This is a genomic window from Burkholderia sp. BC1 (assembly GCF_052683555.1).
On sequence record NZ_JBQYLP010000067.1, the window covers coordinates 1 to 23,477 of the forward strand.

Below are 23,477 nucleotides of genomic sequence, written 5' to 3' on the forward strand. Positions count from 1 at the left end.
ACGGCTCAATAGCCTACTTCAGGGAGGACCACTTTTCAGGGGGCAGACCACATCGTCTATCCGGCTTTCCCGACTCCAGTACACGCAGTCTGCGGTAGCATCAAGCTCTCTTCCAGCCGAGACGTGACGAACGCAAGTCCATGAAGGTTCTTATTGTCGAAGACGATTCCGCGATCGCAGCGAACCTCTACGACTATCTCGAAGGTAACGGCTATGAGGTCGACATTGCTTCCAATGGCAAGGCAGGACTGCGGATGGCGATCGCCGACTCGTGGGACGCCATCCTGCTCGATCTGGCGCTGCCCGGCATGGACGGACTCACGCTCTGCCGCAGGTTGCGCGAAGAGGCGCGGCGGGACACACCGGTGCTGATGCTCACGGCCAGGGACGCACTGGACGACAAGCTGGAGGGCTTCGTGCACGGTGCCGATGACTATCTGGTCAAGCCGTTCTCGCTGAAGGAGGTCGGTGCACGTCTTGGGGCCCTGATCAAGCGCTATCGCGGGCAGGTCGCCACCATGGATCTTCTATTCGCCGACGTAAGACTGGATCTGTCGACGATGACCGTCGAACGGGCCGGGCATCCGGTCAAGCTTCCCCCAAAATGTCTTCAGTTGCTGCGCATCCTGCTGCAGTCGCCTGCGCGCATGTTCACTCGCGCCGAGCTTGAATCTGAAGTCTGGGGTGAGGAGCTGCCCGACAGCGACACACTGCGCACGCACATCTACACCCTGCGCAGGGCGCTCAGCGAGCAGGGCGAGGCCGACCTTGTCGAGACCATCCATGGCGTCGGCTACCGGCTCGTTGCACCTGATCAAGATGCGAAATAGCCTGCGCTTCAAGGTCGCGCTTTTCTTCTCGGTGCTGACCATCGCGTTGCTGGTCGCCCAGGCGCTCGGCGTGAGGACACTGGCCGAGGCACAGGAAGAGCGGCTGATCACGGCACTCATCCATGACGACATGACGAATGTGCTCAAGAGTTACGAAGCCAACCCGTCCCTGCTGCCGCCCTTCGATGTCCGAATGAATGGCTATGTTTCGGGCGCGGACAGCCGGACCATTACGCTGCCGGTGACGATCGGGAGTCTGCCTGCCGGCACGCACGAAATCATCATTGACGGACGGGAGATCCACGTCGCGATCGAGCCGCTCGGCGCGGCGCGGCTGTACCGCGTTTACAACTTCAGTATTTACGAAAAGCATTTCAAGGAAGTCATCAATGCCCTGATGGCAGGCACAGGTGTCTTTGCATTGCTCACGATCTGGCTGTCCTTCGGCCTGTCGGGTCTGTTGGTGCGGCAGGTTGCCGGTCTCGCGCGGCAGGTCAAGGAACTGCGGCTCGGCGGGGCGGTACCGATCCAGCCCGGCAGGTACGATGAGACGGAACTCGTCGGGCTCGTGGAGGCTTTCAACGACTACCACCGGCGCATTGCCGACATGATTGCTCGCGAGAAGGAGTTCACGGGGAATGTGAGCCACGAACTGCGAACGCCGCTTACGGCAATCAAGACGAGCTGTGAACTGCTTGAACAGGATCCGGCGATCAGCGGCAAGTCGCGCACACGTCTGCAGCAGATCGAGCGTGCGGCCGACAACATGCGCGAACTCGGCAACGCGCTGCTGACGCTCGCGAGAGAGGATTCGGCACGCGAGGTCGAGCCGATGGCGCTCGCGAACCTGATTGAAACGTCGCTGACGCGTTTCGCCGACCGTTTTGCCCGAAAGGACCTGGCGGTCGTCAATGCTGTGGAACGCGGTGTTTGTGTGCTGGCAAACCGGTCGGCGCTCGCGATCGTGCTGTCCAACCTCATCGACAACGCCGTCCGGCATACCGAACACGGACGCCTTCAGTTTCGCTACGCAGACGGCTGGTTGCACATCGAAGACACCGGGCCAGGCATTCCGGCACACGCACTCCCCCATGTCTTTGACCGGTTCTACCAGGCCGGGTCGCCGCGCACTGCGACGCCTGGCGTCGGAATCGGCCTGTCGATCGTCAAAAAGGTCTGCGATCGCTATGGATGGTCGATCCGGATCGACAGCGAGCCAGGCGTTGGCACCTGCGTCTCGCTGCGCCTGCCGGCGACGAGCCGGACCTGAGTCGACTGCACGCTTGCTGATGCGTTCTTGACGAAAACTTCACAAACCCCTGCGTAGCATGGGCTTATGGGCTGTTCCGTAAGTTACCGGAACAGATATTGACCAGATTGTGAAGGAGTCGCTCATGAAATCGCTAATCGCTGCACTCTTCGTCGCATCCTCTGCGATTGCCCCCTTACTTGCATTTGCCCAGCCAACCCCCGGCCCGACGCGCGCCGCGGTCCGTGCCCAGTTGGCGTGTGCGGAGCAGTCAGGATTGATGCGTCTACCCAGAAATAGCTACCCCGACAAGATGTCCGAAATGAACTGCGACACCTCCGGTTCCGGGGCATCCATGAACGGGAACGCCCAGGCGGGCGCGCCAACGTGGCAGCAATCGAACCCGACCCTGTTCAGGCACCACTGAGAGCGGCACATGTGGCGTTGACAGAGCTGGCGTCAATACCGCATGCCCGCCCCGGCGGCGTCCTGGCCGTTCCTTCTTGACGAAAACTTCACAACCGGTGGCGTAGCATCCGCCCCGGACGCTGCCCGGGTGGGCGGCACACCATCCGATGGGATGCAAGAATGCGCCGCACATTATCGTTTGTCTTTATCGCCTTCGCCGGGATGGCCGGTTGCACGACCTACCATCCCGAGCCGATCGCCCCCGCCCAGCTTGCCCGGCAATTCGAGGAGCGCACGCTGGCGAGCGAGGCGCTGCAGGCCTACGTGGCGCGCGAGACCGGTCACGACGTCACGCCCTGGCCGCCTGCAGTCTGGAATCGTGAGATGCTCACCCTGGCGGCCTTCTACTACAGCCCCGCCCTCGACCTTGCCCGTGCGCAATGGAGCACGGCCAACGCCGGTATCGACGTCGCCAACGCGATTCCCAACCCGGTCCTGCAGTTGCCGTTCCAGTACAACACGCCTAACCCGGGGCCGGGAGCGCCCTTCACCTGGGGGCCGTCGCTCGATATTCCGATCGAGACCGCGCACAAGCGCGGCTATCGCGTCGATCAGGCGAACCACCTCTCGGAAGCGGCCCGGCTGAACATCGTCAACGCAGCGTGGAGCGTTCGCGCTCAGGTCCGGGATGCCATGCTCGCCCTCTACGCCGCCCGCGAACGCATGGCCTTCCTGTCCGCCAAGGCCGACGCCGAGCGGCAGATCACCGTGATGAGCCGCCACCGCCTCGCTGTCGGCCAGTACTCGCAGCCCGACGTCGACGCTGCCGTCCTTGCCGACACCCAGGCCCAGAGCGAGCTGGCCGCCGCGCGAAGCGCCGAACAGGACGCGCTCGCACAACTGGCTGCCGCCATCGGCGTGCCGGTCACCGTGCTCGACCGCGTCACGCTCGACCTGAGCGCCTTCGATACGGTTCCGCCTGCGCCGCCCGCAACGGATGCGCAGCGCGCGGCGATCTTCCATCGCGCCGATCTGCGCGCCTCGCTGGCCGATTACGCCGCGGCCGAATCGGCGCTTCAGCTCGAGGTCGCGAAACAGTATCCGGACATCCACCTCGGCTCCGGCTACACGTACGACACGGGCACCAACAAGATTGGCTTCGGGCTCGCCGGCATTACGTTGCCGATCTTCGATCAGAACCAGGGCGGCATCAGGGAAGCCGAGGCGAAGCGCAAGGAAGCTGCCACGCGTACCGGCGCGTTGCAGGACAGGATTCTCGGCGATCTTGCGCACGCGCTGGCACGCTACCGGGCGAGCCTCGAAGCGCTGCAGCTGTCCGACGCCCATCTGGCAAGTGCCCGCCGGCAACTCGAAAGCCAGGCGGCGGCTTTCGCCAGCGGCAATGCGGACCGGCTGACCTTCACGCAGGCGAAAGCTGACTACCAGACCAGCAAGAGCGCCCACCTCGACGCCGTAGTCGCGGTCCAGCAGGCCGCTGGCGCGCTCGAAGATGCGATGCAGCAACCCCTGGGTCATGAGGCGGTGAGCGATACCCTCAGTGAAGAGACACCATAATGAAACTCCGGCTGATCCTACTTTCCGTCATTTCGCTGGCCCTCGCTGCCGGTGCAGGCTGGTACATCCTGAACCAGGCGTTTGACGACGCCAGTGCATCGACCGCCACGGCAGCCCGGTCGGCTCCGACGCCCGCCGTACAGACGGTCAACGGTGAAACGGTCGTGGTCGTGAGCCCCGAGGCCCAACGGGCCAGCCACATCGAGGTGGCGCCGCTTGCCGCCGTCATGAGCCAGTCCGGCATCAGCGCCGACGCGATGGTCATCGATCTGCAGCCGCTCTTCGATCTGCGCAACCGGCTCGCGAGCGCGCGCGCGGACGTTGACACCTTCACCGCGCAGGCGGCCAGTTCGAGGACGCAGTACCAGGGCAGCCGCACACTGTTTGCCGACGACCGCAATGTTTCGCAGAAGAGCCTGCAGGCTGCACAGTCGACGATGCAGGGCGACGAAGCGAAACTGCAGTCTGCCCGGGTCACGCTGAACGGGCTGGACGGCGCGATGCGGCAGCAGTTCGGCGACGTGCTCGCGAATGCCGCGGCCGCACCGGCCTCGAGGCTGTTCCAGCTCCTTCAGTCGGGCCAGGCTGTCGTGCTGCGCGTCACGTTGCCCACAAGTTTTGGTATGGCGCCACCCGAGCGCATCGCCGTCGATACGGCTGACGGCCGCGTGGTGCCGGCCCAACGGCTTTCCGCCTCGCCACTCGTTGATCCGGCCGTGCAGGGGAGCCCCTGGCTCTACGTCGCCGACGCCACGCTGCCCGCCAATCTGCGCACGAGTGCACGCGTGCCGACGTCAAGCGAGGCCGTATCGGGGCTGCTGATCCCGGCGCAGGCGGTGGTGTGGTACGGCGGCCAGACGTGGGCCTGGGTGCGCACGGCCCCCGAGCGCTTTACGCGACGCTACGTGCCGGCCGGCAACGAGGACGACCGCGGCTTCATGGTCACGTCGGGCTTTCACGCCGGCGACCAGATCGTGACGCAGGGTGCGCAACTGCTGCTCTCCGAAGAGCTCAAGCCTCAGGGCATCGCCACCGCGTGCAAGGATCCGCCCGAATGTGATGACTGATCCTGCGACCGTACCGTGCATGACCTGCCCAGAACAACGCGACTCCACGTCCCATTCCACGCCCCATGCTTGACGCGATCATCCGCTTTTCGCTGCGCTTTCGCGGCGTCATCTTCTCGCTGGCCGTGATGGCGGCCGGCTACGGGCTCTTTACGCTGACGCGCGCCAAGCTCGACGTTTTTCCCGAATTTGCGCCGCCGATGAGCATCGTGCAGACGGCCGCTCCGGGCATGACCAGCGAACAGGTGGAGAGCCTCGTCACCCAGCCGGTTGAAAATGCCCTCGGCGGCATGACGGGCCTGAAGTCGATTCGCTCGCGGTCCATGCAGGGCCTCTCCTCGGTCACGCTTGTGTTCGATGACCACGCCAACGTGATGCAGGTCAGGCAGCTCGTCACCGAGCGCATCGGCGGGCTTGCGGGCTCGCTACCAGTGGGCGTCACCGCACCCCAACTCCTGCCGCTCACCACGACAACGAGCGTCGTGCGCACCATTGGCCTGACGTCGACGACGCGCTCGCTCGCGGACCTCTACGACATCGCCCAGTGGACGGTCAAACCGCAGCTGCTCGGCACTCCCGGCGTGGCCGACGTGATTGTGTTCGGCGGTGAGACGCGCCAGCTGCAGATCCAGGTCGACCCCGCGAAGCTGATGCGCCACGGCCTGTCGATCCCGGACGTGATTGCCGCGGCGCGCCAGGCCACCGGCGTGCGCGGCGCCGGGTTCATCGAGAACAGCAACCAGCGCATCGCCGTCAACGCCGATGGCCAGATCGCGACACCGCAAAAACTGGCCAGTGTCGTGCTGCGTTCCAGCAACGGCGCGGCGGTTCGTGTGGGTGACGTCGCCAACGTGACCTGGGGCAGTGCACCTGCTGTTGGCGCAGCATCGATCATGGGCAAGCCCGGCGTGATGGTGGTGATGGAAAGCCAGTACGGGACCAACACGATGGCCGTGACGCGCGACATCGAAAGGACGCTCGCGGGACTCGGACCCGCGCTCGCCCGGCAAGGTGTGGACGTAAACACCAACGTCTTCCGGCCCGCCAACTTCATCGAGGCCGCCGTCGGCCACCTGCGCACCGCGCTCATCGTCGGCGCCGTGCTGGTCATCGCGGTGCTGTTCCTGTTCCTGCTCAACGTGCGCACCGCCGTGATTTCCGCGGTGGCGATTCCGCTGTCGCTGCTGGTCGCGATCATCGTATTGACGTCGTTCGGCGTCAGCCTGAACACGATGACCCTGGGTGGGCTCGCCATCGCGCTCGGCGAGGTGGTCGACGATGCCATCATCGACGTCGAGAACATCTACCGGCGCCTGCGCGAGAACCGCACGCTGCCCCAGCCGCTGCCCGCTTTCCGGGTCGTGCTGCGTGCTTCGCTCGAAGTTCGCAGCGCCGTGGTGTTCGCCACCTTCATCGTAACGCTGATCTTCCTGCCCGTGCTCACGCTCACGGGTATCGGTGGACGGCTCTTTGCGCCGCTGGGTATCGCCTACATTCTCGCCGTGCTCGCGTCGCTCGGCGTCGCCCTGACGCTCACGCCGGCGATGGCACTCGCACTGCTGGCGAAGGGACCCTTGCCCGAGCGGGAGCCGCGCCTGATCGGGCGCCTCAAGACGCGTTACATCGCGCTGCTGACGAAAGTCGAACAGCATGTGAAGGCGGTCATGGTGATCGTCGCGGTGATGTGCGCCGCGGCGCTCGCGTCACTGCCATTCATGAGCGGGAGTTTTATTCCGCAACTGCGCGAAGGCCACTACACGGTTCACATGGGGCTCGCACCGGGCACCTCGCTCGCCGAATCGCTGCGCATCGGCACGCAGGTCTCGAACGCGCTGATGCAGGTGCCGGGCGTGCGTCTCGTGGCACAGCGTGCGGGCCGCGCGAATGGCGTGGTCGACCCCACCGGCGTGCAGCTCTCCGAGTTCGAAGTCGACCTCAAGCCGATGGGGGCATCGGGCCAGAGCTGGGCGCTCTACCGGATTCGCCAGGCGCTGGCGCGCTTTCCGGGTCTCTCCACCTCGGTCAACACGTTTCTCGAGGAACGGATCGACGAAACCATTTCGGGCACCACGGCCCCGGTGGTCGTGAATGTGTTCGGCAACAATCTCGACGTCATCGATCGCACGGCGCAGCAGATCGCCCAGCTGATCGGCACGATCCACGGCGTCGCCAGCGTGCGGGTGGATTCGCCGCCCGGGATTCCGGAACTGGACGTGCGGCTGAATCCCGACGCCCTGAGCCGCTGGGGCTTCCGGCCCGTCGAGGTGCTCGATGCTCTCCAGGCTGCCTACGCGGGCGTGACCGTATCCCAGATCTACGAGGGTAGCCGCAGCTATGACCTCGCCGTTGTGCTCGACCCGGCCCAGCGTCAGACCGTCGGCGACATTGGCAAGCTCATGGTGCGCAATGGCGACGGCCTTGCCGTGCCGCTGGGCTCGCTCGCGACGATCCGTCAGGTCGCGGGACGCTACCAGATCACACATGACGGTGGCCAGCGCGTGCAGACGGTATCGGTCAATCTCGGCAGCCGGCCCGTCAGCGACTTCGTAAAGGAAGCACAGGCGCGTGTGAATCACGCGATCAGGATGCCGCCGGGCACGTATGCCGTCTTCAGCGGTGAGAGCGAAGCGCGCGCGCAGTCGCAACGCGACCTGCTCGCATACGGCGGGATTGCGCTGGTGGGCATCGCGCTGCTGCTGTTCCTCGCAATGAAGAGCCGTCGCGGCGTGCTGCTGGTCATGATTAACCTGCCCTTCGCGCTCGTGGGCGGGGTTCTGAGCGTCGTGCTGACCGGCGCGAACCTGTCGCTGGGCAGCATGGTGGGATTCGTCACGCTGCTCGGCATCTCGCTGCGCAATTCAATCATGCTGATCAGCCACTACGAGCATCTGGTGCACGTCGACCGGCTGGCCTGGGACATAAATACGGCGGTGCGCGGTGCGTCGGAACGGCTGGTGCCGATCCTGATGACTGCACTGGTGACTGCGCTCGCCCTGCTGCCGCTCGCCGTGACGAGCGGCGCGCCGGGTAACGAAATCGAGGGGCCGATGGCGATTGTCATTCTTGGCGGCCTGCTCACCTCGACCGCACTGAACCTGATCGTACTGCCCACCTTGGCACTGCGTTACGGGCGTTTCGCGCGCGAGGAACTGGTCGAACCCGGACAAGCAGCGGTATCAGGAGAAACGGGCGATGGCCAGTGACGAGGTGTCACGGTAAAGACGAAGCGAACGCGACCCGCATTGCGAACCATTGGAGAGATCCCCGTGATTGGTCTGAACAAGCTGCTTGACGGGAAGAAGCTCCATCTGGTGTTTGAATTGAGCCTGTGGTTCAAGGCGATTTTCGCGCTTTCAGAAATCGCTGCCGGCGTTGTCACATACTTCGTTCCGCAGCGGCTTTTTCTGACTTTTGTGCGTTTGGTCACGCAGGATGAGTTTGCGGAAGATCCCCATGATCTCGTCGCCAACTTTCTCCTTCATACCGTACAGCACCTTTCTGTCGACACCCAGAAATTCGCGGCGATTTATCTGCTCGGACACGGCGTGATCAAGCTGTGGCTGATCATCGGTTTGCTGTGCGAGAGACTTTGGTACTTTCCCATTTCCATGATTGTTTTCGGCCTGTTCATTGGCTACCAGGTCTATCGATTTACATTCACGCACTCAGTCTGGTTGTTGCTCGTCACGGCCTTGGACATCGTCGTTATCGCCCTCACCTGGCACGAATACCGATATCTCCGAAACGGGCAGAAGGCGGTAATGTAGAGCGCCTGGCTGGGATCCCGTGTCGGGCGGAGCTGATACAGTCCGCGGCGCCGCACCGGCCTGATGCCCGGTAGAAAACAGCTTTCTCCCGATTCCAGACAACGAACGATGCTACCTGATACATCTACCATCGACCGCATTCCGATTCCCCGTGCAGTCCGGATGCTGGGGTTTGTCAGCCTCTTCATGGACTTTTCGTCCGAACTGGTTCATGCGTTGCTGCCCATCTTTCTCGTCACCACGATGGGCATGAGCGTGAGCGCGCTGGGTGTGCTCGAAGGGGCAGCCGAAGCGACCGCAATGATCGTCAAGATCTTTTCGGGGCCCGTAAGTGATTGGCTTGGCAAACGCAAGGCGCTGTTGTTGCTCGGCTACGGGCTGGCCGCGCTTTCCAAGCCGCTTTTCCCGCTGGCCGGCACACCCGGGATTGTCGCGGCCGCACGACTTGTCGATCGCGCGGGCAAAGGGATTCGCGGTGCGCCGCGTGACGCCCTCGTCGCAGACGTCTCGCCCCCGGAGATTCGTGGCGCCTGCTTTGGACTGAGGCAGTCGATGGACACGATCGGAGCATTTGCAGGACCCCTTGCCGCAATCGTATTGATGCTCGGGTTTTCCGATCACATTCGCACTGTCCTGTGGTTCGCGGTCGTACCCGCGTTCATCGCGGTCGGCCTGATCCTGTTTGGCATTGAGGAGCCGGTCGGTGAAGGTGCGCCTCGTCGCTTCCGGTCCCCGCTGCACTGGCGGGCATGGCGTGAATTTCCGGAGCGCTACTGGTTCGTGGTCGCGATCGGTGCCACCTTCACGCTTTCGCGCTTCAGCGAGGCCTTCCTTGTCTTGCGCGCGCAGCAGACCGGGTTGAATATCGCGTGGATTCCCGGCGTGATGGTGGTCATGAGTCTCGCCTATTCGCTCTCCGCCTACCCCGCGGGAGCACTTTCGGATCGCATCGATCGCCGGTTTCTACTCGCCTGGGGGCTCGTGCTCCTGATCGCGGCAGATCTTGTGCTGGGCACGAGCGCGTCGATCATCACCGTCCTCCTCGGCGTTGCGCTCTGGGGCCTGCACATGGGTTTCACACAAGGCATTCTCGCGGCGATGGTCGCAGAAACAGCGCCGCAGACACTTCGCGGAAGTTCGTTCGGCCTTTTCAATCTCGCGAGCGGCGTCTGCATGCTGGTCGCGAGCGTCATCGCCGGTTGGCTGTGGGATCGCCATGGCGCGTCGGCGACGTTCTTTGCCGGAGCCGGTCTGGCTGTCGTCCCACTGGTGATGTGCCGTTTCGCGCCACGCCTGGAGAAGCGCAACCGCTGACCGATCCTGATCTTCACGACAAAAGCCTCTTATGGAAACGCTCGAAGCGCTCAATCAAACCATTTTTCTCGTGCTCAACGCCACGCCAGCGACGCCGCATTGGCTCATCGGAATGGGAGTGATCATCGCCAACTATGCTATCTGGGCGGCTCCTGTCATACTTGTCTGCCTGTGGTTGGCGGGCGGCGACGAGAGGCGGGAAATGGCCCTGCGTGCATGTTTTGTTGGCTTCCTGGCACTCGGCATTAACCAGTTGATCGGAATGGTGTGGTACCACCCCCGGCCATTCGCAATCGGAATAGGGCATGCATTCCTCGCGCATGCTCCTGACTCGTCATTTCCGAGCGATCACGCCACATTGCTTTCTGCGATCTCTTTCACACTCTTCTACGCAGGAAAAAGACGACTTGGACTGCTTGCACTGATCGTCGATATCGCCGTTGCGTGGGCCCGCTTGTTTGTTGGCGTGCACTTTCCGTTTGACATGATCGGGGCGGCAATTGTCGCCTGGATCGCCTACATGCTTGGCAGCCCGTTCTGGCGAGTCGGGGGCAGGGTGGTAACCGGGGCTTCGATTGCCTTGTACAGGAAGGTATTGGCTATGCCGATTGGCCGACGATGGCTGCGACCTTAACGGAGCCGTACATGCAGCAAACAGGTCCGCGACATCCCTTGGTTGAAGCAGTCCTATGACGAACTTGCGAGCGGTTTTTGCGGGTGGGCCAGCGCTGCCCTATCACTCAACTCACTTTTCTTGGACGCCATCGACTTCGGCGATCAGATGCTCCGTCTCTCGCGATCGCTATTTCTGTGGGCGCGGACGCCAAGTTGCCGTTGGTACTGTTAGCCATGCCTGAACTCATTGGGGGGCCAGGTTCCTCAAACCCCTGGAGCGAGCGGGCATGTCTTTGCCGAAGGGGGCACAGTCTCCAGAATTCAGTATTGCGAGATACCACGCTCCTTCGACGACAACGAATTTCTTTTACTCACCAATGCGTTAAACCGCTTCTGGCGAAAATTTACGAATCCCGGCCGATCCTCATCACGGCATCAGCCGGGCCGAACTAGAGGGTTGGCCGTGATTCGTTAATACCCGAAGCTTCAGATATTAACGATTACCCGCACCGGGAAATTAGGCGTAGGCGCGTCGCGCACCCTGCGTTCAGGTGCGAGGCCGGGGCATACCCGGCTCGCCACTGCTCAGCCCTGGCTTGCACGTAACGACTCGCCGAGGCAGTACTTCCCGTAAATCAGGCAGTGGGTCGTAACCTGATGCGGTGCAGGCGCTCTCGCACCCGCGCTCGAGGTGTCTCCCAATGTGATATCGCCGGTGTTTCTGGCTGCGAACATGAAAGCCAGGACCACAAACCCGGCCAGAAGCATCGCGATCCACGCTGCATCCCGGTTTTTCAGGTACTTCACGACAATTCCTCCTCAGCAAGATCGGCCACTGCGGTTACCATTTCCTGTCGCGCCCCGCTCAACGGCCATCCGGCCGGCATCTGGCGTCCACCGGGCGTCCCGCTGTATGCTCCGGCGGGATTGAGGTGCGGGTCACAACAAACGCGCCCTGAACTGAGCTGCGTGCAGCTGCACGCGTGAAACGACTGATGCAGCGCGCTATTTCAACAGGGTCATCTGCACGACCTTGAGCACGACGAGCCCCACGGCCAGCAGCAGGTAGCCGCGCAGGACTCCCATCCAGACACGCTTGGCCAGCGTCAGGTTCGGCGCCGGCAGATCGTTCAGCGGCGGCATGCGCCACGTGTCGCGTGCGCCCTCTGGCCATGCCTGGGTTGAGCCCACGGGGTCCCTGCTACCTCTGCGCAGCGCAGCCGTCACGGCATAGCCAGCGATGGCCAGCACGGTTCCGCCCGCGAGTACTACGAGAATCGTCTCACCGCTGATATCCGGGTACATCACCGACGCGGTCAGGATGATCGACAGCATCACCAGCACCCAGATCACCGCCCCTGTGAACAGGTTGAGCTTTCTGGAGTTGACCCATGGTCCGAGCACGGCCTTGTCGTTGCACAGGAGCAGCAGGAACACCGTAGCACTCGGCAGCAACACGCCGGCGAGCGTCTGGACCGCTTCGGTCAGCAGTCCGAGGGGGCTACCGGGAATCAGTACGATTACGGCAGCCAGCGCGACAATGCCGAAGTACACAAGGTAAAAGCCTTTCGCGTCCGTCACGCCCCGATGCAGCGAGTGACGGATCTTGAACACGTCGCCAATCGCATAGGCGGTCGACAGCGAGACTGCCGCTGCGCCGATGATCGCCGCATCGAAGAGCGCAATCGCAAACAGCACGGCCGAGGTACGGCCGGCGTATTTTTCAAGGCCGGTGATGACGCCGCCCGCATCCGTAAAATTGCCAAATTCGGGCTTTCCCGAGAACAGCGCGGCACTGAACGCCATCATGGCCACTGCGCCGATCAGCACCAGTGCGATGCCGATCCACAGGTCGGCTTTCTCGTACTTCATGAAGCGCGGCGTAATGCGCTTGTCGATCACATAGCTCTGCTGGAAGAACAGCTGCCAGGGTGCGATCGTCGTACCAACGATACCAATGACGAGCAGCATCACATCCGAAAGCTTCGAGTGCGCAGGCCAGTTCGGGATGAAGAAGTCGCGCGTCATCTGGCCAACCGGCGGATGTATCGACACCAGCACGGGAACAAGGAGCAGGCTCAGCGCACACAGCACGACGGCGAAGCGCTCGAAGCGCCGGAAATTCCCCGTACTGACAGCGGCCATCGTCAGCGCTGCGGCGATGCAGACGCCCGCGATACGGGAGAGGCCGAAGAAGTCGAGCACAAACGTGATGCCAATGAATTCGGTGACGATCGTGAGCGCGTTGAGCAGGAAGAGATCGATCACGCTGAACGCCCCCCAGAACTTGCCAAAGCGCTCGAAGATCAACCGCGCATGCCCGACGCCGGTGACCGCACCGAGCCGCAGGACCATTTCCTGGTTGACGAAGAGGACGGGCACGAGCAGCAGAAGCGTCCACAGCAGCGTCGTGCCGTAGTTCTGGCCAGCCTGTGTATAGGTGCTGAAGGCGCCCGCGTCGTTGTCGCCGACCATGACGATCAGGCCCGGGCCCAGAATAGCCAGCAACGTTCGAAAGCGCGCCCACCATGTCGTGCGCGGGGCGGTGTCGTGGTGGGCAATGGTGCCGAGCGCTCCCTTGATGTCGCCCAGATGGGCCGAATCGAGGACTGCGGTGCGTTCCCGCCCGAGCGTGGGTGGTGAGAGATCAGTTGGCGTAGACATTTTTATGGTTCCCGGATTGCGCTGGAACAACTCTGTGGCGGTCAAGCATGCGCGAGCGGACCGGTCGCTGGAAAAACGCGTCCGTCGCGCATGCCGAAATGGCTTACGGCCTGTTACGAGATGAGTCGGCTGACGCAGCGCCAGAATGCAGCGAAGCGGTTCGGTGTGCGGGGCTGCAGCGACAGCATGGTGTCGTAGCAGGCACGCGAGTCGTCGATGTGCGGGTTTTGCGACACGAGAAGGCCAAAGTTCATGATGTTCTCCGTGCGTCTGGCAGGACGCGAAACGTGGGGCGCGGGCAGACACGGAGACCGGCGCATCATGGGCGCCGTGAGGTGCGTGCTACCCGTTTGCCCTGATGAAAAGCAGGGATGAGCGGCATATGGGGTAACTGTCACAGTCCGGCATTTCGGCTCCTTTCTGGCGCCAGATGCGCCCGTACAGGTTCACGCGCTGCTCACAGGGAGCAGATGCGCACGCGAGTGGGACTCGCGTCACGATGCCATTGACTTCGCGCAAGCACGCGGGTCGATGGCGCTTTCTGGGGTGCACGGGGCTGCGTTACTGCGGCGCGCACCGTCTGCCTGACGGCAGGACGGCGGCTGATAGGTGAGCGCGGGGACGTCCTGCCAGTCAGGCAGCGAAACGGATCAAAGGTCGACTACTGCAGGTGTCCAAGGCAATTGCCCCGTCCGTGAAGATTGTTGGATTGTAGGGGGTGGGGGTATCCTGAGTCAACCGGATCTAAGCTGGGGGCAAAAAATTCGTGTTGCGTGCCGATCCTGGCCCCATGAATCGCCAATTCAGGCGGTTTTGTGGGTGACGCGGTCATCGCCACGGGTCCAACTCGATCAACGAACGGGCATGATGCCGGAGAATTTCCGGCCAAATAATATACCTATACCCCCTATATCTTTGTAAATGTGCTACAGTCCTGTCCAGTCTTCACGGAGATGCCTTTCATGAGCCACACAATTCGCGAGAAACAGAAGCTGCTCAACCGGGTGCGCCGCATCAAGGGGCAGCTCGAAGCGGTGGAGCGCTCGCTCGAGGAAGAGCGCGGTTGCTCCGAGGTGCTGCAGCAGATTACGAGCTGCCGTGGCGCGATGAATGGTCTTCTGGCAGTGGTGCTGGAGGACCATGTCCGAACTCATCTGGTCGATGCCGATCCGTCGCACGGGCATGTCAGCGGCACAGAGGAGCTGATCGAAGTGATCCACAGCTATTTCAGGTAAGAGGGCAACATGAGCGATTTCCAGAGCGCAGCCTTTGGCGCCGGACACGATCACATCTATCTCGGCGCGGCACACGCGCAGAACGAGCGGCGGACCTGGGCAGTCATTGCGCTTTGCAGTGCGATGATGGTGGCCGAGATTCTTGGCGGCAGTCTGTTCGGCTCACTGGCGCTGGTCGCCGACGGTCTGCACATGTCAACGCACGCGGGTGCCATGCTGATCGCGGCGCTTGCTTACACTTACGCGCGCCGGCACGCGTCGGATCCGCGCTTCGTGTTTGGAACCGGCAAGCTTGGCGATCTGGCGGGGTTCACCAGCGCCATCGTGCTGGCGATGATTGCGCTGCTGATCGCCTATGAGGCGGTATCCCGTTTCTTTTCGCCGGTGCCAATCCATTTCGGGGAAGCGATTCCCATCGCGGTGGTCGGACTGCTGGTCAACCTGGCGAGCGTCTGGCTGCTGAGCGGTGACCATCACGGTCATGGCCACGGGCATGCGCATGGACATGGGCACGGTCACGGTCACGGCCATGGCGACGAAGATCACGGCGACCATGCTCATGACGATGAGGTCCGGCGCATATTCACTCCGTCTGGCGTGTTCGAGGTTTCGGTTTTCGAGGACGGCGTGCCGCCCGTCTTCCGCATAACGCCGGCGACGGAGGATTCGCGCCTGGCCGCAGACGGGGTTTCGGTCACGACGGTACGCCCGGACGGCGCACGTCAAGCGTTCACGTTCGTTGACCGGGGCGGCTACCTGGAGTCAACCGACCAGATTCCGGAGCCGCACGAGTTCAAGGCCGTCGTCCGGTTGAGCGACGGCTTGCACGAACTCGCCTTCGAGGAGCATGAGCACGACCATGACGACGCAGTCACCGCTGCGAACCGGGATCACAATATCCGTTCGGCGTACGTCCACGTGATCGCGGATGCAGCCGTCTCCGTGCTGGCCATCATTGGGCTGGTGCTGGCGCGTACGTTCGGCTGGATGTGGATGGACCCGCTTGCCGGCGTGATTGGCGCACTGGTGATCGCGAACTGGTCGTGGGGTTTGATGCGCGACACGGGCGGGATTTTGCTCGACATGAATCTGGACCGCAAACTGTCTGACAATGTCCGTCGCACGATCGAGGGCCATGGCGACCGGGTAATCGACCTGCACGTATGGCGCCTGGGACCCGGTCACATGGGCGCGGTGGTGTCGGTTGCGACTACCGAGCCGCAACGCAGCCCTGGCTTCTATCACGCAGCACTCAAACGCTTCCGGGGCTTGTCGCACGTGACGGTGGAAGTCAACCCGACGCGTGTCGCAGCCTGAGCGATGGCCGTCAGGTCACCGTGCATCGACGTGTGCGTCATGGATGGTCGGACAGGGTTCTGCACCGGCTGCCTGCGCACACGCGATGAAATCCGCAACTGGAAGACAATGACGGACCATCGGCGGCATCAGGTCATCAACGATCGCGCGCGACAGCAGGCAAAACTTGTACGAGGGCCGGCGCACGGCGATGGCCGGGGCGCCACGGGCTCTGGAACTCCGGAATGACGAAGTGCGGTGTAGCGCCGTGAAACACACTTGCCTGAAGGGCGCCGCAGCCGCCTTGTACGGCCACACTAACACTACCGGCGACGCCCCGTTGCTATAGCAGATGGCGTCAGACCCGGAGCATATCAACCTGACCGGCGACTCCCGGCGGCTTCCGCAGCGCCAGGACTGGCTTGCGCGAATTCAGGCCGTTGCTGCCGCGGCAGCAGGCTTGACGTGCCTTATGTTCTCTGAGGCCGCCGCTGGAGCCAAACCAGCGCGATGGTCACGGCGCAAAAAGCGGCGCCCGCATAGGGGTGCCGTCAAGATTCGGACTTTTTCGTACGTTTAGCGGCGAGATCGTCAGGTTAGGGTCTTCGACACGGAGAAACGTGTGTCCACCAATGAGGAAGTCAACCCTAACGTGACGCGCTTTGGTCGCAGGCCTGACGTCAGGTTGAAGCATGCCTCAGCCTGACACCCGACGCGTGACTGAGCGCACCGATGCGCAGATCACCGGGGCGCCCGGAACGCGCGCAGCGCCCATGTGAGCGACAAGGCAAAAAACGCCAGCAGCACGACCACGGCGATGCCCTGATGCTGGCTGACGAGTGCTCCGGCCGCCGTGCCGGACAGTGCCAGCAGCACGATCGGCAAATGGCATGGGCACGTGAGCGCCGCGAGCGCACCCCAGAGCCAGGCGCGCCAGCGGGCGCTACGAGTTAATCCGGGTGCAGTTGGATCACGCACGGTTTGTGCTCCCCGCGTTTCGCAGGCAGGTGGCCCCCAACAGCCGCTCGGCACACTCGCGGCCCACGGCGAAGGCGTCCCGGACGCTCACAACCTCGATGCCGGGGCGTGTCGCGGCCCACTGCTGACCCGCGGCGGCAGAGGCAAAGAAATGCACATGACAGCAGAACGCAGCGCGGATGTCAGGCGTGTTCTGCGGGAGGATCAGCGACACGGCCGCGCCCGTCGGCTCGATGTCCTCTATCGCGGTGGGCGTGACCGTGAGCGAGACCGGTGTGCCGGTGGCGGCACATCGCGAGACCACGTGGGCCGTCCGGTCGATCAGCGCCGGGAAGAACAGCGTATCGAAGGCACACCACGTGTACAGGCGCCGGCCGTCGACCTCGAAAGTGTGCGGGGTCTCACGCAACGTCAAGCCGTAGCCGACGACGTTGCCATAGTCGTCCCACTCCGTGCTTACCGCCTGTTCGAGTGCCACGCTCACCCGCTCGATGGGCCAGTCCAAGGCCAGGGCCAATGCGGCCGGAGAAACCGGCGCCCCCTTGCTGAGTTCACGCAGCAGCACGACAAAGAGATCTGCAAAGCCTTCCAACTGGTTGGCCATCGCCAGGCGCTCGACCAGTTCGGCCGTATGGCGCGCAAGGTTCATCGTCGTCCCCCCACAGGTTATCCCGCGCAGCATGAGAGCTGCTTCACATCCTTCGAGAAGGTCTGCGCAGCGAGCTTGAGCCCCTCGACCATTGTCAGGTACGGGAACAGCTGGTCGGCGAGGTCCTGCACGGTCATCCTTGCGCGGATCGCGATCGCGGCCGTCTGGATGAGTTCGCCCGCCTCGGGCGCCACCGCCTGCACGCCGATGAGCCGGCCGGTGCCGGCTTCCGCCACCAGCTTGATGAAGCCGTGCGTGTCGAAGTTCACCAGCGCACGTGGGACATTGTCGAGCGTTAGGGTGCGATTGTCGGTCTCGATGCCCGCCCGGTGCGCCTGCGCCTCGCTGTAGCCAACCGTCGCAACCTGTGGCTCAGTGAAGACGACCGTCGGCATCGTATCGAGATTGAGACGTACATCACCTCCGGTCATGTTGATCGCCGCGCGTGTACCGGCAGCCGCCGCGACATAGACGAACTGCGGCTGGTTGGTGCAGTCGCCCGCCGCATAGATATCCGGTGCGCTCGTGCGCATGCCGCCGTCGATCACGATGGCGCCGCGCTCGTCGAGCTGCACGCCGGCGCCCGCCACATTCAGACTACCGGTGTTGGGAGCACGACCTGTTGCCACCAGCAACTGGTCGGCCCGCAGCTCGCCGTGGTTCGTGGTGACGACGAACTTGCCATCGGCGTGCGACACGTGGGTTGCCTGGGTCTGTTCCAGCACCTCGATGCCCTCGGCGCGAAAGGCGGCCGTCACGGCTTCGCCGATCGCCGGGTCCTCCTGGTAGAGCAGCGTGTGACGGGCCAGGACCGTAACATGGCTGCCCAGCCGTGCAAATGCCTGGGCCAGTTCCAGTGCGACTACCGACGAGCCGATCACAGCCAGTCGCTCGGGAATCGCGTCGTTCACCAGCGCTTCGGTCGAGGTCCAGTACGGCGTGTCCTTCAGGCCCGGAATCGGCGGCACTGCGGCAGTTGCACCTGTGGCAATCAGGCAGCGATCGAACGACACCGTACGTTCGCCGCCGGCGGTCAGCGTGATCGTGAGCGAATGGCTTCCCGTGAACCGCGCCTCGCCGTGCAGGACGTTGATGTTCGGGCTCGTGTCGAGAATGTTTTCATATTTGGCGTGGCGCAGCTCGTCCACGCGCGCCTGCTGCTGGGCGAGCATGCGCGGCCGGTCAATGGCCGGTGCCGTCGCGGTAATGCCCGCGTCGAAGGGACTCGTCTGCCGCAGATACGCGATATGGGCGGCACGGATCATGATTTTGGAGGGCACGCAGCCGACGTTCACGCAGGTGCCGCCGATGGTGCCGCGCTCGATCAGCGTCACCTGCGCGCCGTTTTCGGCAGCCTTTAGCGCAGCCGCCATGGCAGCGCCACCACTGCCGATCACGGCGACCCGCAGCGCGCTATCACCGCCGCTACGCTTCCCACCAGTTTCCGCCGAGCCGGGCGTCTTGCCGGGCAGGCCTGCTGAGTGGGGTGGCACGTCAGCCACCCTGGCGTGATAGCCGGCTGTCGTCACCGCGGCAGTCAGCGTGTCGTGACTAACCCCTTCATCGACCGTCAGATCGGCTAGGGCTTTGGAATAGGAGACCGCTGCCGAGCGCACGCCGGGCACCTTTTCCAGCGCCTGCCTGACATGCTCGGCGCAGGAAGCGCAGGTCATCCCGTCAATCTTCAAGGTCATCATCGCCTTGCTCCGTTCTTTCATGGATTTAGTTAGATGCGCCACTACTCAACCCTTGCGCACGCTGCCCGTGCACGAATCACACGTATCGGTGGCACAGACGCGTTGGGCCGGGGAGAACAGGTCCCAGAGCGATGTCGCCACCATAATGGCGAGACCGGGATAGAGCAGCCAGCCGCTGCGCTCGCCATAGGCGCGCATCACAAACACGGCTGCCAGCACCAGCAGCGGCCCGATCAGGCCGGGCACGGTACGGCGCCACTGCCGATGCTTGAGCCAGCCGACCGCATTGGCGAACAGCGCGACGCCGGCGAAGGCCGGTAGCAGGATGCGGATGAACAACCCTTCGTACTGGCTCAGGAAGCCCAGACCAATGGTGGCGCCCAGACTGGCGATCGCGGGAAGCAGCTCGCACAGCCCATCGCCGACACGATGCTGCCAAGCAAACCGGCCTTATCGGCCGCGCGCGTGACGAATGACATTGCAGTACCTCTGTAGTTTCAGGGCTTGACCGACGACGGATAGCCCGCGTCCGCCGTAGCCTTGGTCAGTGCCTGGACGCTCGTCTTGCCATCGTCGAACGTCACGACGGCTTCGCGCTGCTCGAAACGGACATCCGTTTTTTCGACGCCCGTAACTTGGGACAGCGCGTGTTTGACCGTAATGGGGCAGGCGGCACACGTCATGCCGGGCACAGACAGCGTAACCGTCTGCGTCGCGGCCCAGACCGGGACGGCAACAACGGCGAGCGCGAGTGCTGCAAGCAGCTTTTTCATGATGAACTCCAGGTTCAATAGAACAGGGGCAGTACGTAGGGGAAACCAACCGCGATCAGTACCAACGCGACAACGATCCAGAAGATGAGCTTGTACGCGGCGCGCACCTGTGGAATCGCGCACACCTCGCCGGGCCTGCACACCGCAACGGGCCGAAAGATGCGTCGGCCGGCGAAGAACAACGCCACCAGTGCCACGCCGATGAAAGCCGGCCGCCAGGGTTCGAGCAAAGTCAGATTGCCGATCCAGGCGCCGCTCACACCCAGCGCGACGAGCACCAGTGGCCCGAGGCAGCAGGTCGACGCGAGGATAGCGGCCAGTCCGCCGGCGGCAAGTGCGCCGCGCCCATTCTGCTGTTCCGCCATACGCTGCCCTTCCGAATATCCACTGAGTAGCGTAACCTTACTTCCGTACCTATGTACGGAGTCAAGCGGTATGGATAACGGTAGCGAAAGCCTGACCATCGGCGCCTTCGCGAAGGCCGCCGGCGTCAATGTGGAGACGATCCGGTTCTATCAGCGCAAGGGATTGCTGCTGGAACCGGATAAGCCGTATGGCAGCATTCGCCGCTATGGCGAAGGCGATGTGACGAGGGTTCGGTTCGTCAAGTCGGCCCAGCGGCTGGGCTTCAGCCTCGACGAAATAGCGGACCTGTTGAAACTGGAGGATGGGACGCATTGCGACGAGGCGAGCAGCCTCGCGGAGCACAAGCTCCGCGACATTCAGGACAAACTCGCCGATCTCGAACGCATGGAAGCCGTGCTCACCCAGCTCGTGTGCGCGTGCCATTCGCGCAAGGGCAACGTGTCGTGTCCGCTGATTGCCTCATTGCAGCGAGGCGAAGAACCACGTGACGTCGGCGCCGCGTAAGTGCCATTCGCCATTAACGTACGCAAAAGTCCGTTTCTTGAGGGCACCCGTTACCGGGCGCGATCACGGTCGCTGCTGCGATGCTGACCGGGCTTGCCGGCTACGGCGTGAGTCTGGTGTTCTTTGTGATCGCGCTCCGGCACCTCGGTCAGCCCGGGCCGGCGCCTACTTCTCGGTTGCGCCGCTTTTCGGCGTGGCGCTATCGTTGCTTATCTGGCCCGAGTGGCCGTCCGTGTCTTTCTGGATCGCCACCGCCATGATGGCGCTGGGCATTTGGCTGCACGTGCGTGAACGACATGAGCATGAGCATACGCACGAGCCTCTCGAACACACGCATCGCCATCGCCACGACGAACATCACCAGCACGAGCACGATTTCCCATTCGATAGCGATGAACCCCATACCCATCCGCATGTGCACCTGCCCATCACCCATTCGCATGCACACTTCCCGGATGTGCATCACCGGCACAAGCATTAGGTGCGCGAACTGAGCGCGTGCAGAACGGCGAGCAGGCGATATGCCACGGGCAAGACGAAGATTACGAGGTGCCGTTCCCGCTCTGATCAGAGGCTAGAAGCTTCGGCAGTCGGCGCCGGTGTACCCTTGGGGCATTACAACTTGTGTCAAACTCTTTTGTCGCAAAATGCTTCTGCGAATTGTGTTGGATTGCGTTAGTGTCAAGCTCTATTTCATCGGTGCCTAACCCAGTAGATCGCTAAGCATCTGATTTTATTGTGCGCGCTGTGTCAAACTCTATTGTTCGTTCACAAACGGATTGCGGTGTCTGCTACCTACGAGGCTGTGAAGCACGGCGAACTCGTCGCCGGCAACGTCGAATTTGTCGCTCGCATAGTTGACCCATCAAATGGATACGATCTGATTACGCGGGCTCAACGCGCAGTCGCACGGCGTCTGCGAGTGCGTCTAGCAGACGTGAAAATCCTCGGCATCATTTCGAGCTAACGCAACGGGAAACGGGAAACAAGCGTGCATCTCACGATCAACCTTGCCGGCGCGTCGGCCGAACAGAAAGCGCCATTTCAGGGCGAGGCGTTCACACAGACCATCGCGGCAATTCGCAACGCGATGGGCGATACGTCGGCCACTGTAGAAGTGCACGGCGCAACGCCTTACGTTTCGTACATCGATGTGGTCCAGAACATTGCAGACCTCGAGCGCGGCATTGCTGACGCTAAACGCACGAAATTGCCTACGGAAAACAATGTCCCATGCCACCATTGATTTTTGCGCTGATGATCGCGGCCGGTGGTCTCGCCATGTACCTGACGCAGTCCGTCGCGACCAAGCCGGAATTCGCTAAGTTTCTCGAGTCGTACAGCCCGTGGTTGGGTTCGCACGCAGTCAACATAGGGTACGCAGCTACCGCTTTGGTTTGTGTGGCGACGATGATGCTGCCGTGGATTCTTGCGCACCGGGATCACGATGGCAAACTTGAAGAAGTCCAGAACACGTTAATTGGTGGTGCCCTTGAAGTGCTAAGGTACGTTGCCATCGCGCTCTGCGTCGTTAGCATTGTCAACCTCTTTGGCCTGACTTTTTTAGCGGCGAAGCACTTCTTTCAATAGACTGAAAAATGGATAGTCAGGGGGTTTGATGGTGTTCAACTATGGCGGCGATACATCGACTACAAACAGCTTGTTCATAGCTACCGTAATAGGCAACGTGGATAGGAAAGCGCTCTATGTCAGGGGACCTTCACAAGCTGCTTGTGACGCTGGGCGAACGATGGCTCAAACGCCAAGGGTTCGCTGTTGTCGCGACTGAACTGGTCACTGGCGGGACGAGGGAACAAGCCGATGTGATTGGGTTCCGATCGCAGTGCTCTGCGGTGATTGAGGCGAAGGCGTCGCGGGCTGATTTTCTGGCTGATGCGCGCAAACCCCATCGCATAGCGGGAGGGCTCGGCACGTATCGCTTCTACCTGTGCCCGCCCGACGTGATCCAGCTGTCAGATCTGCCGGAACGGTGGGGACTGTTGTACGCGGACGGCCGCACAGTCCGCGAGGTTTTGCGGCCGACGGGAAACGGATGGCCGTCGCTTCGATCATCGTTCGGGGACTGGTCTGGTTTTCAACATGAGGCCGATCAGGACGCAGAGCGGGGCGTTCTGTTCTCAATTGCGCGTAGGCGTTCGTTGTCGCGATCTGATGAGCGATACGAAAGGATGTTGCAGGACGAGAGACGGCGAGCCGACCGCCTTGCACGCGAGAACGTCGATCTGGCCGAGAAAGTGAGGAGGCTAGAACTCGCGTTGTATCTAGCGGAGCGCGGGCTGACTGCGGACCCGCGGAGTTCGACAGAGCTAAAAACCCCGATTCGGCGAAAAGTTGCATAGGAAAAGAGAGTTCTCAATGAACAATCTCATTGTCAAGCGTTGAGCGGAGAGCATCATCATGATGACAACACTGCTTGAATGCCTTCGCGGGCCACGCGGGATCGACCGCGAAGTGCGAAACCAAAACGGG

25 protein-coding genes and 1 pseudogene are annotated in these 23,477 nt (G+C 62.6%); 17 read left to right on the forward strand and 9 right to left on the reverse strand.

Features of this window, described 5'->3' with window-relative positions:
* Nucleotides 1–140 precede the first annotated feature (140 nt).
* The 9 genes from ACSHSS_RS24475 to ACSHSS_RS24515 all read left to right on the forward strand — a co-directional run bounded on the left by ACSHSS_RS24475 (nucleotide 141) and on the right by ACSHSS_RS24515 (nucleotide 10,844).
* The gene (locus ACSHSS_RS24475; protein WP_027813543.1) at nucleotides 141–830 is read left to right on the forward strand and encodes a response regulator transcription factor; all 690 of its coding nucleotides are present in this window, start codon (nucleotides 141–143) and stop codon (nucleotides 828–830) included.
* Entirely contained in the window at nucleotides 820–2,100 is a 1,281-nt protein-coding gene (locus ACSHSS_RS24480) for a sensor histidine kinase (protein ID WP_027813544.1), read from the forward strand. The genes ACSHSS_RS24475 and ACSHSS_RS24480 overlap by 11 nt, the downstream gene beginning before the upstream one ends.
* 124 nt (nucleotides 2,101–2,224) lie before the next feature.
* Nucleotides 2,225–2,506 carry a DUF4148 domain-containing protein gene (locus ACSHSS_RS24485; protein ID WP_046543880.1) on the forward strand — a complete coding sequence of 94 codons (282 nt, stop codon included), beginning with the start codon at nucleotides 2,225–2,227 and terminating at the stop codon, nucleotides 2,504–2,506.
* 161 nt (nucleotides 2,507–2,667) lie between these two features.
* Nucleotides 2,668–4,062, forward strand: coding sequence for a TolC family protein (locus ACSHSS_RS24490; RefSeq protein ID WP_027813545.1), 1,395 nt, complete (start codon nucleotides 2,668–2,670; stop codon nucleotides 4,060–4,062).
* Complete coding sequence (locus tag ACSHSS_RS24495; protein ID WP_027813546.1) at nucleotides 4,062–5,129, forward strand: efflux RND transporter periplasmic adaptor subunit; 1,068 nt, start codon at nucleotides 4,062–4,064, stop codon at nucleotides 5,127–5,129. The genes ACSHSS_RS24490 and ACSHSS_RS24495 overlap by 1 nt, the downstream gene beginning before the upstream one ends.
* 65 nt (nucleotides 5,130–5,194) lie before the next feature.
* On the forward strand, nucleotides 5,195–8,332 hold the full coding sequence (locus ACSHSS_RS24500; protein WP_027813547.1) for an efflux RND transporter permease subunit: 3,138 nt from the start codon (nucleotides 5,195–5,197) through the stop codon (nucleotides 8,330–8,332).
* 63 nt (nucleotides 8,333–8,395) lie between these two features.
* Nucleotides 8,396–8,896: a DUF2127 domain-containing protein gene (locus ACSHSS_RS24505; protein ID WP_034176083.1), complete on the forward strand. Its 501-nt coding sequence runs from the start codon at nucleotides 8,396–8,398 to the stop codon at nucleotides 8,894–8,896.
* Nucleotides 8,897–9,004: 108 nt separating this feature from the next.
* The gene (locus ACSHSS_RS24510; protein WP_046196988.1) at nucleotides 9,005–10,210 is read left to right on the forward strand and encodes an MFS transporter; all 1,206 of its coding nucleotides are present in this window, start codon (nucleotides 9,005–9,007) and stop codon (nucleotides 10,208–10,210) included.
* 31 nt (nucleotides 10,211–10,241) lie between these two features.
* Entirely contained in the window at nucleotides 10,242–10,844 is a 603-nt protein-coding gene (locus tag ACSHSS_RS24515) for an undecaprenyl-diphosphatase (protein WP_027813550.1), read from the forward strand.
* Nucleotides 10,845–11,410: 566 nt separating this feature from the next.
* Here the strand turns inward: ACSHSS_RS24515 and ACSHSS_RS24520 are convergent.
* The 3 genes from ACSHSS_RS24520 to ACSHSS_RS24530 all read right to left on the reverse strand — a co-directional run bounded on the left by ACSHSS_RS24520 (nucleotide 11,411) and on the right by ACSHSS_RS24530 (nucleotide 13,743).
* A complete protein-coding gene (locus ACSHSS_RS24520) occupies nucleotides 11,411–11,632 on the reverse strand; it encodes a hypothetical protein (RefSeq protein ID WP_027813551.1) in 222 nt (73 codons plus the stop codon).
* A gap of 198 nt (nucleotides 11,633–11,830) precedes the next feature.
* On the reverse strand, nucleotides 11,831–13,489 hold the full coding sequence (locus ACSHSS_RS24525) for an NRAMP family divalent metal transporter (RefSeq protein WP_027813552.1): 1,659 nt from the start codon (nucleotides 13,487–13,489) through the stop codon (nucleotides 11,831–11,833).
* Between the two features lie 113 nt (nucleotides 13,490–13,602).
* On the reverse strand, nucleotides 13,603–13,743 hold the full coding sequence (locus ACSHSS_RS24530) for a hypothetical protein (protein WP_164531308.1): 141 nt from the start codon (nucleotides 13,741–13,743) through the stop codon (nucleotides 13,603–13,605).
* Nucleotides 13,744–14,451: 708 nt separating this feature from the next.
* Between ACSHSS_RS24530 and ACSHSS_RS24535 the strand changes: the two genes are divergently transcribed.
* From ACSHSS_RS24535 to ACSHSS_RS24545, 3 genes are read left to right on the forward strand one after another with little or no spacing between them, the layout of a single operon-like run.
* Nucleotides 14,452–14,724, forward strand: coding sequence for a metal/formaldehyde-sensitive transcriptional repressor (locus ACSHSS_RS24535; RefSeq protein ID WP_027813553.1), 273 nt, complete (start codon nucleotides 14,452–14,454; stop codon nucleotides 14,722–14,724).
* Between the two features lie 9 nt (nucleotides 14,725–14,733).
* Nucleotides 14,734–16,041 (forward strand): CDF family Co(II)/Ni(II) efflux transporter DmeF, encoded by a 1,308-nt coding sequence (gene dmeF, locus ACSHSS_RS24540; protein ID WP_027813554.1) that lies wholly within the window; start codon nucleotides 14,734–14,736, stop codon nucleotides 16,039–16,041.
* A gap of 3 nt (nucleotides 16,042–16,044) precedes the next feature.
* Nucleotides 16,045–16,269, forward strand: a complete 225-nt coding sequence (locus tag ACSHSS_RS24545) for a DUF1289 domain-containing protein (RefSeq protein ID WP_027813965.1) — start codon at nucleotides 16,045–16,047, stop codon at nucleotides 16,267–16,269.
* A 492-nt stretch (nucleotides 16,270–16,761) separates the two neighbouring features.
* Here ACSHSS_RS24545 and merE read toward each other — a convergent pair whose 3' ends face one another.
* The 6 genes from merE to merT form a co-directional block, all read right to left on the reverse strand.
* Nucleotides 16,762–17,052 (reverse strand): broad-spectrum mercury transporter MerE, encoded by a 291-nt coding sequence (gene merE, locus ACSHSS_RS24550; protein ID WP_428840218.1) that lies wholly within the window; start codon nucleotides 17,050–17,052, stop codon nucleotides 16,762–16,764.
* Nucleotides 16,991–17,647, reverse strand: a complete 657-nt coding sequence (gene merB, locus ACSHSS_RS24555; RefSeq protein WP_027813556.1) for an organomercurial lyase MerB — start codon at nucleotides 17,645–17,647, stop codon at nucleotides 16,991–16,993. Before merB ends, merE begins: the two co-directional genes overlap by 62 nt.
* A 17-nt stretch (nucleotides 17,648–17,664) precedes the next feature.
* Nucleotides 17,665–19,344, reverse strand: a complete 1,680-nt coding sequence (merA, locus tag ACSHSS_RS24560; protein WP_027813557.1) for a mercury(II) reductase — start codon at nucleotides 19,342–19,344, stop codon at nucleotides 17,665–17,667.
* A 45-nt stretch (nucleotides 19,345–19,389) separates the two neighbouring features.
* Complete coding sequence (gene merC / locus ACSHSS_RS24565) at nucleotides 19,390–19,758, reverse strand: organomercurial transporter MerC (protein WP_428840219.1); 369 nt, start codon at nucleotides 19,756–19,758, stop codon at nucleotides 19,390–19,392.
* A gap of 83 nt (nucleotides 19,759–19,841) precedes the next feature.
* Nucleotides 19,842–20,117, reverse strand: coding sequence for a mercury resistance system periplasmic binding protein MerP (gene merP / locus ACSHSS_RS24570; RefSeq protein WP_027813558.1), 276 nt, complete (start codon nucleotides 20,115–20,117; stop codon nucleotides 19,842–19,844).
* A gap of 14 nt (nucleotides 20,118–20,131) precedes the next feature.
* The gene (merT, locus tag ACSHSS_RS24575; RefSeq protein WP_027813559.1) at nucleotides 20,132–20,482 is read right to left on the reverse strand and encodes a mercuric ion transporter MerT; all 351 of its coding nucleotides are present in this window, start codon (nucleotides 20,480–20,482) and stop codon (nucleotides 20,132–20,134) included.
* Between the two features lie 70 nt (nucleotides 20,483–20,552).
* Here merT and merR point away from each other — a divergent pair, with 70 nt between their 5' ends.
* From merR to ACSHSS_RS24600, 5 genes and pseudogenes are all read left to right on the forward strand, one after another.
* Nucleotides 20,553–20,987, forward strand: coding sequence for an Hg(II)-responsive transcriptional regulator (gene merR / locus ACSHSS_RS24580; RefSeq protein ID WP_027813560.1), 435 nt, complete (start codon nucleotides 20,553–20,555; stop codon nucleotides 20,985–20,987).
* A gap of 68 nt (nucleotides 20,988–21,055) precedes the next feature.
* Nucleotides 21,056–21,468: pseudogene (locus ACSHSS_RS24585) on the forward strand (EamA family transporter); the annotation flags it as partial.
* A 510-nt stretch (nucleotides 21,469–21,978) separates the two neighbouring features.
* Complete coding sequence (locus ACSHSS_RS24590) at nucleotides 21,979–22,233, forward strand: hypothetical protein (RefSeq protein WP_060332457.1); 255 nt, start codon at nucleotides 21,979–21,981, stop codon at nucleotides 22,231–22,233.
* Entirely contained in the window at nucleotides 22,221–22,577 is a 357-nt protein-coding gene (locus ACSHSS_RS24595; RefSeq protein WP_445545666.1) for a hypothetical protein, read from the forward strand. The genes ACSHSS_RS24590 and ACSHSS_RS24595 overlap by 13 nt, the downstream gene beginning before the upstream one ends.
* Before the next feature lie 116 nt (nucleotides 22,578–22,693).
* Nucleotides 22,694–23,347 (forward strand): hypothetical protein, encoded by a 654-nt coding sequence (locus tag ACSHSS_RS24600; RefSeq protein ID WP_261508085.1) that lies wholly within the window; start codon nucleotides 22,694–22,696, stop codon nucleotides 23,345–23,347.
* The last annotated feature ends 130 nt before the right edge of the window (nucleotides 23,348–23,477 follow it).

What these genes read in the sequence shown, in the direction of transcription:
- ACSHSS_RS24475 (WP_027813543.1), top strand. Translation starts at nt 141, where the DNA reads ATGAAGGTTCTTATTGTCGAAGACGATTCCGCGATCGCAGCGAACCTC.
- ACSHSS_RS24480 (WP_027813544.1), top strand. Translation starts at nt 820, where the DNA reads ATGCGAAATAGCCTGCGCTTCAAGGTCGCGCTTTTCTTCTCGGTGCTG.
- ACSHSS_RS24485 (WP_046543880.1), top strand. Translation starts at nt 2,225, where the DNA reads ATGAAATCGCTAATCGCTGCACTCTTCGTCGCATCCTCTGCGATTGCC.
- ACSHSS_RS24490 (WP_027813545.1), top strand. Translation starts at nt 2,668, where the DNA reads ATGCGCCGCACATTATCGTTTGTCTTTATCGCCTTCGCCGGGATGGCC.
- ACSHSS_RS24495 (WP_027813546.1), top strand. Translation starts at nt 4,062, where the DNA reads ATGAAACTCCGGCTGATCCTACTTTCCGTCATTTCGCTGGCCCTCGCT.
- ACSHSS_RS24500 (WP_027813547.1), top strand. Translation starts at nt 5,195, where the DNA reads ATGCTTGACGCGATCATCCGCTTTTCGCTGCGCTTTCGCGGCGTCATC.
- ACSHSS_RS24510 (WP_046196988.1), top strand. Translation starts at nt 9,005, where the DNA reads ATGCTACCTGATACATCTACCATCGACCGCATTCCGATTCCCCGTGCA.
- ACSHSS_RS24515 (WP_027813550.1), top strand. Translation starts at nt 10,242, where the DNA reads ATGGAAACGCTCGAAGCGCTCAATCAAACCATTTTTCTCGTGCTCAAC.
- ACSHSS_RS24525 (WP_027813552.1), bottom strand. Translation starts at nt 13,489, where the DNA reads ATGTCTACGCCAACTGATCTCTCACCACCCACGCTCGGGCGGGAACGC.
- ACSHSS_RS24530 (WP_164531308.1), bottom strand. Translation starts at nt 13,743, where the DNA reads ATGAACTTTGGCCTTCTCGTGTCGCAAAACCCGCACATCGACGACTCG.
- ACSHSS_RS24535 (WP_027813553.1), top strand. Translation starts at nt 14,452, where the DNA reads ATGAGCCACACAATTCGCGAGAAACAGAAGCTGCTCAACCGGGTGCGC.
- dmeF (WP_027813554.1), top strand. Translation starts at nt 14,734, where the DNA reads ATGAGCGATTTCCAGAGCGCAGCCTTTGGCGCCGGACACGATCACATC.
- ACSHSS_RS24545 (WP_027813965.1), top strand. Translation starts at nt 16,045, where the DNA reads ATGGCCGTCAGGTCACCGTGCATCGACGTGTGCGTCATGGATGGTCGG.
- merB (WP_027813556.1), bottom strand. Translation starts at nt 17,647, where the DNA reads ATGAACCTTGCGCGCCATACGGCCGAACTGGTCGAGCGCCTGGCGATG.
- merA (WP_027813557.1), bottom strand. Translation starts at nt 19,344, where the DNA reads ATGATGACCTTGAAGATTGACGGGATGACCTGCGCTTCCTGCGCCGAG.
- merP (WP_027813558.1), bottom strand. Translation starts at nt 20,117, where the DNA reads ATGAAAAAGCTGCTTGCAGCACTCGCGCTCGCCGTTGTTGCCGTCCCG.
- merT (WP_027813559.1), bottom strand. Translation starts at nt 20,482, where the DNA reads ATGGCGGAACAGCAGAATGGGCGCGGCGCACTTGCCGCCGGCGGACTG.
- merR (WP_027813560.1), top strand. Translation starts at nt 20,553, where the DNA reads ATGGATAACGGTAGCGAAAGCCTGACCATCGGCGCCTTCGCGAAGGCC.
- ACSHSS_RS24595 (WP_445545666.1), top strand. Translation starts at nt 22,221, where the DNA reads ATGCCACCATTGATTTTTGCGCTGATGATCGCGGCCGGTGGTCTCGCC.
- ACSHSS_RS24600 (WP_261508085.1), top strand. Translation starts at nt 22,694, where the DNA reads ATGTCAGGGGACCTTCACAAGCTGCTTGTGACGCTGGGCGAACGATGG.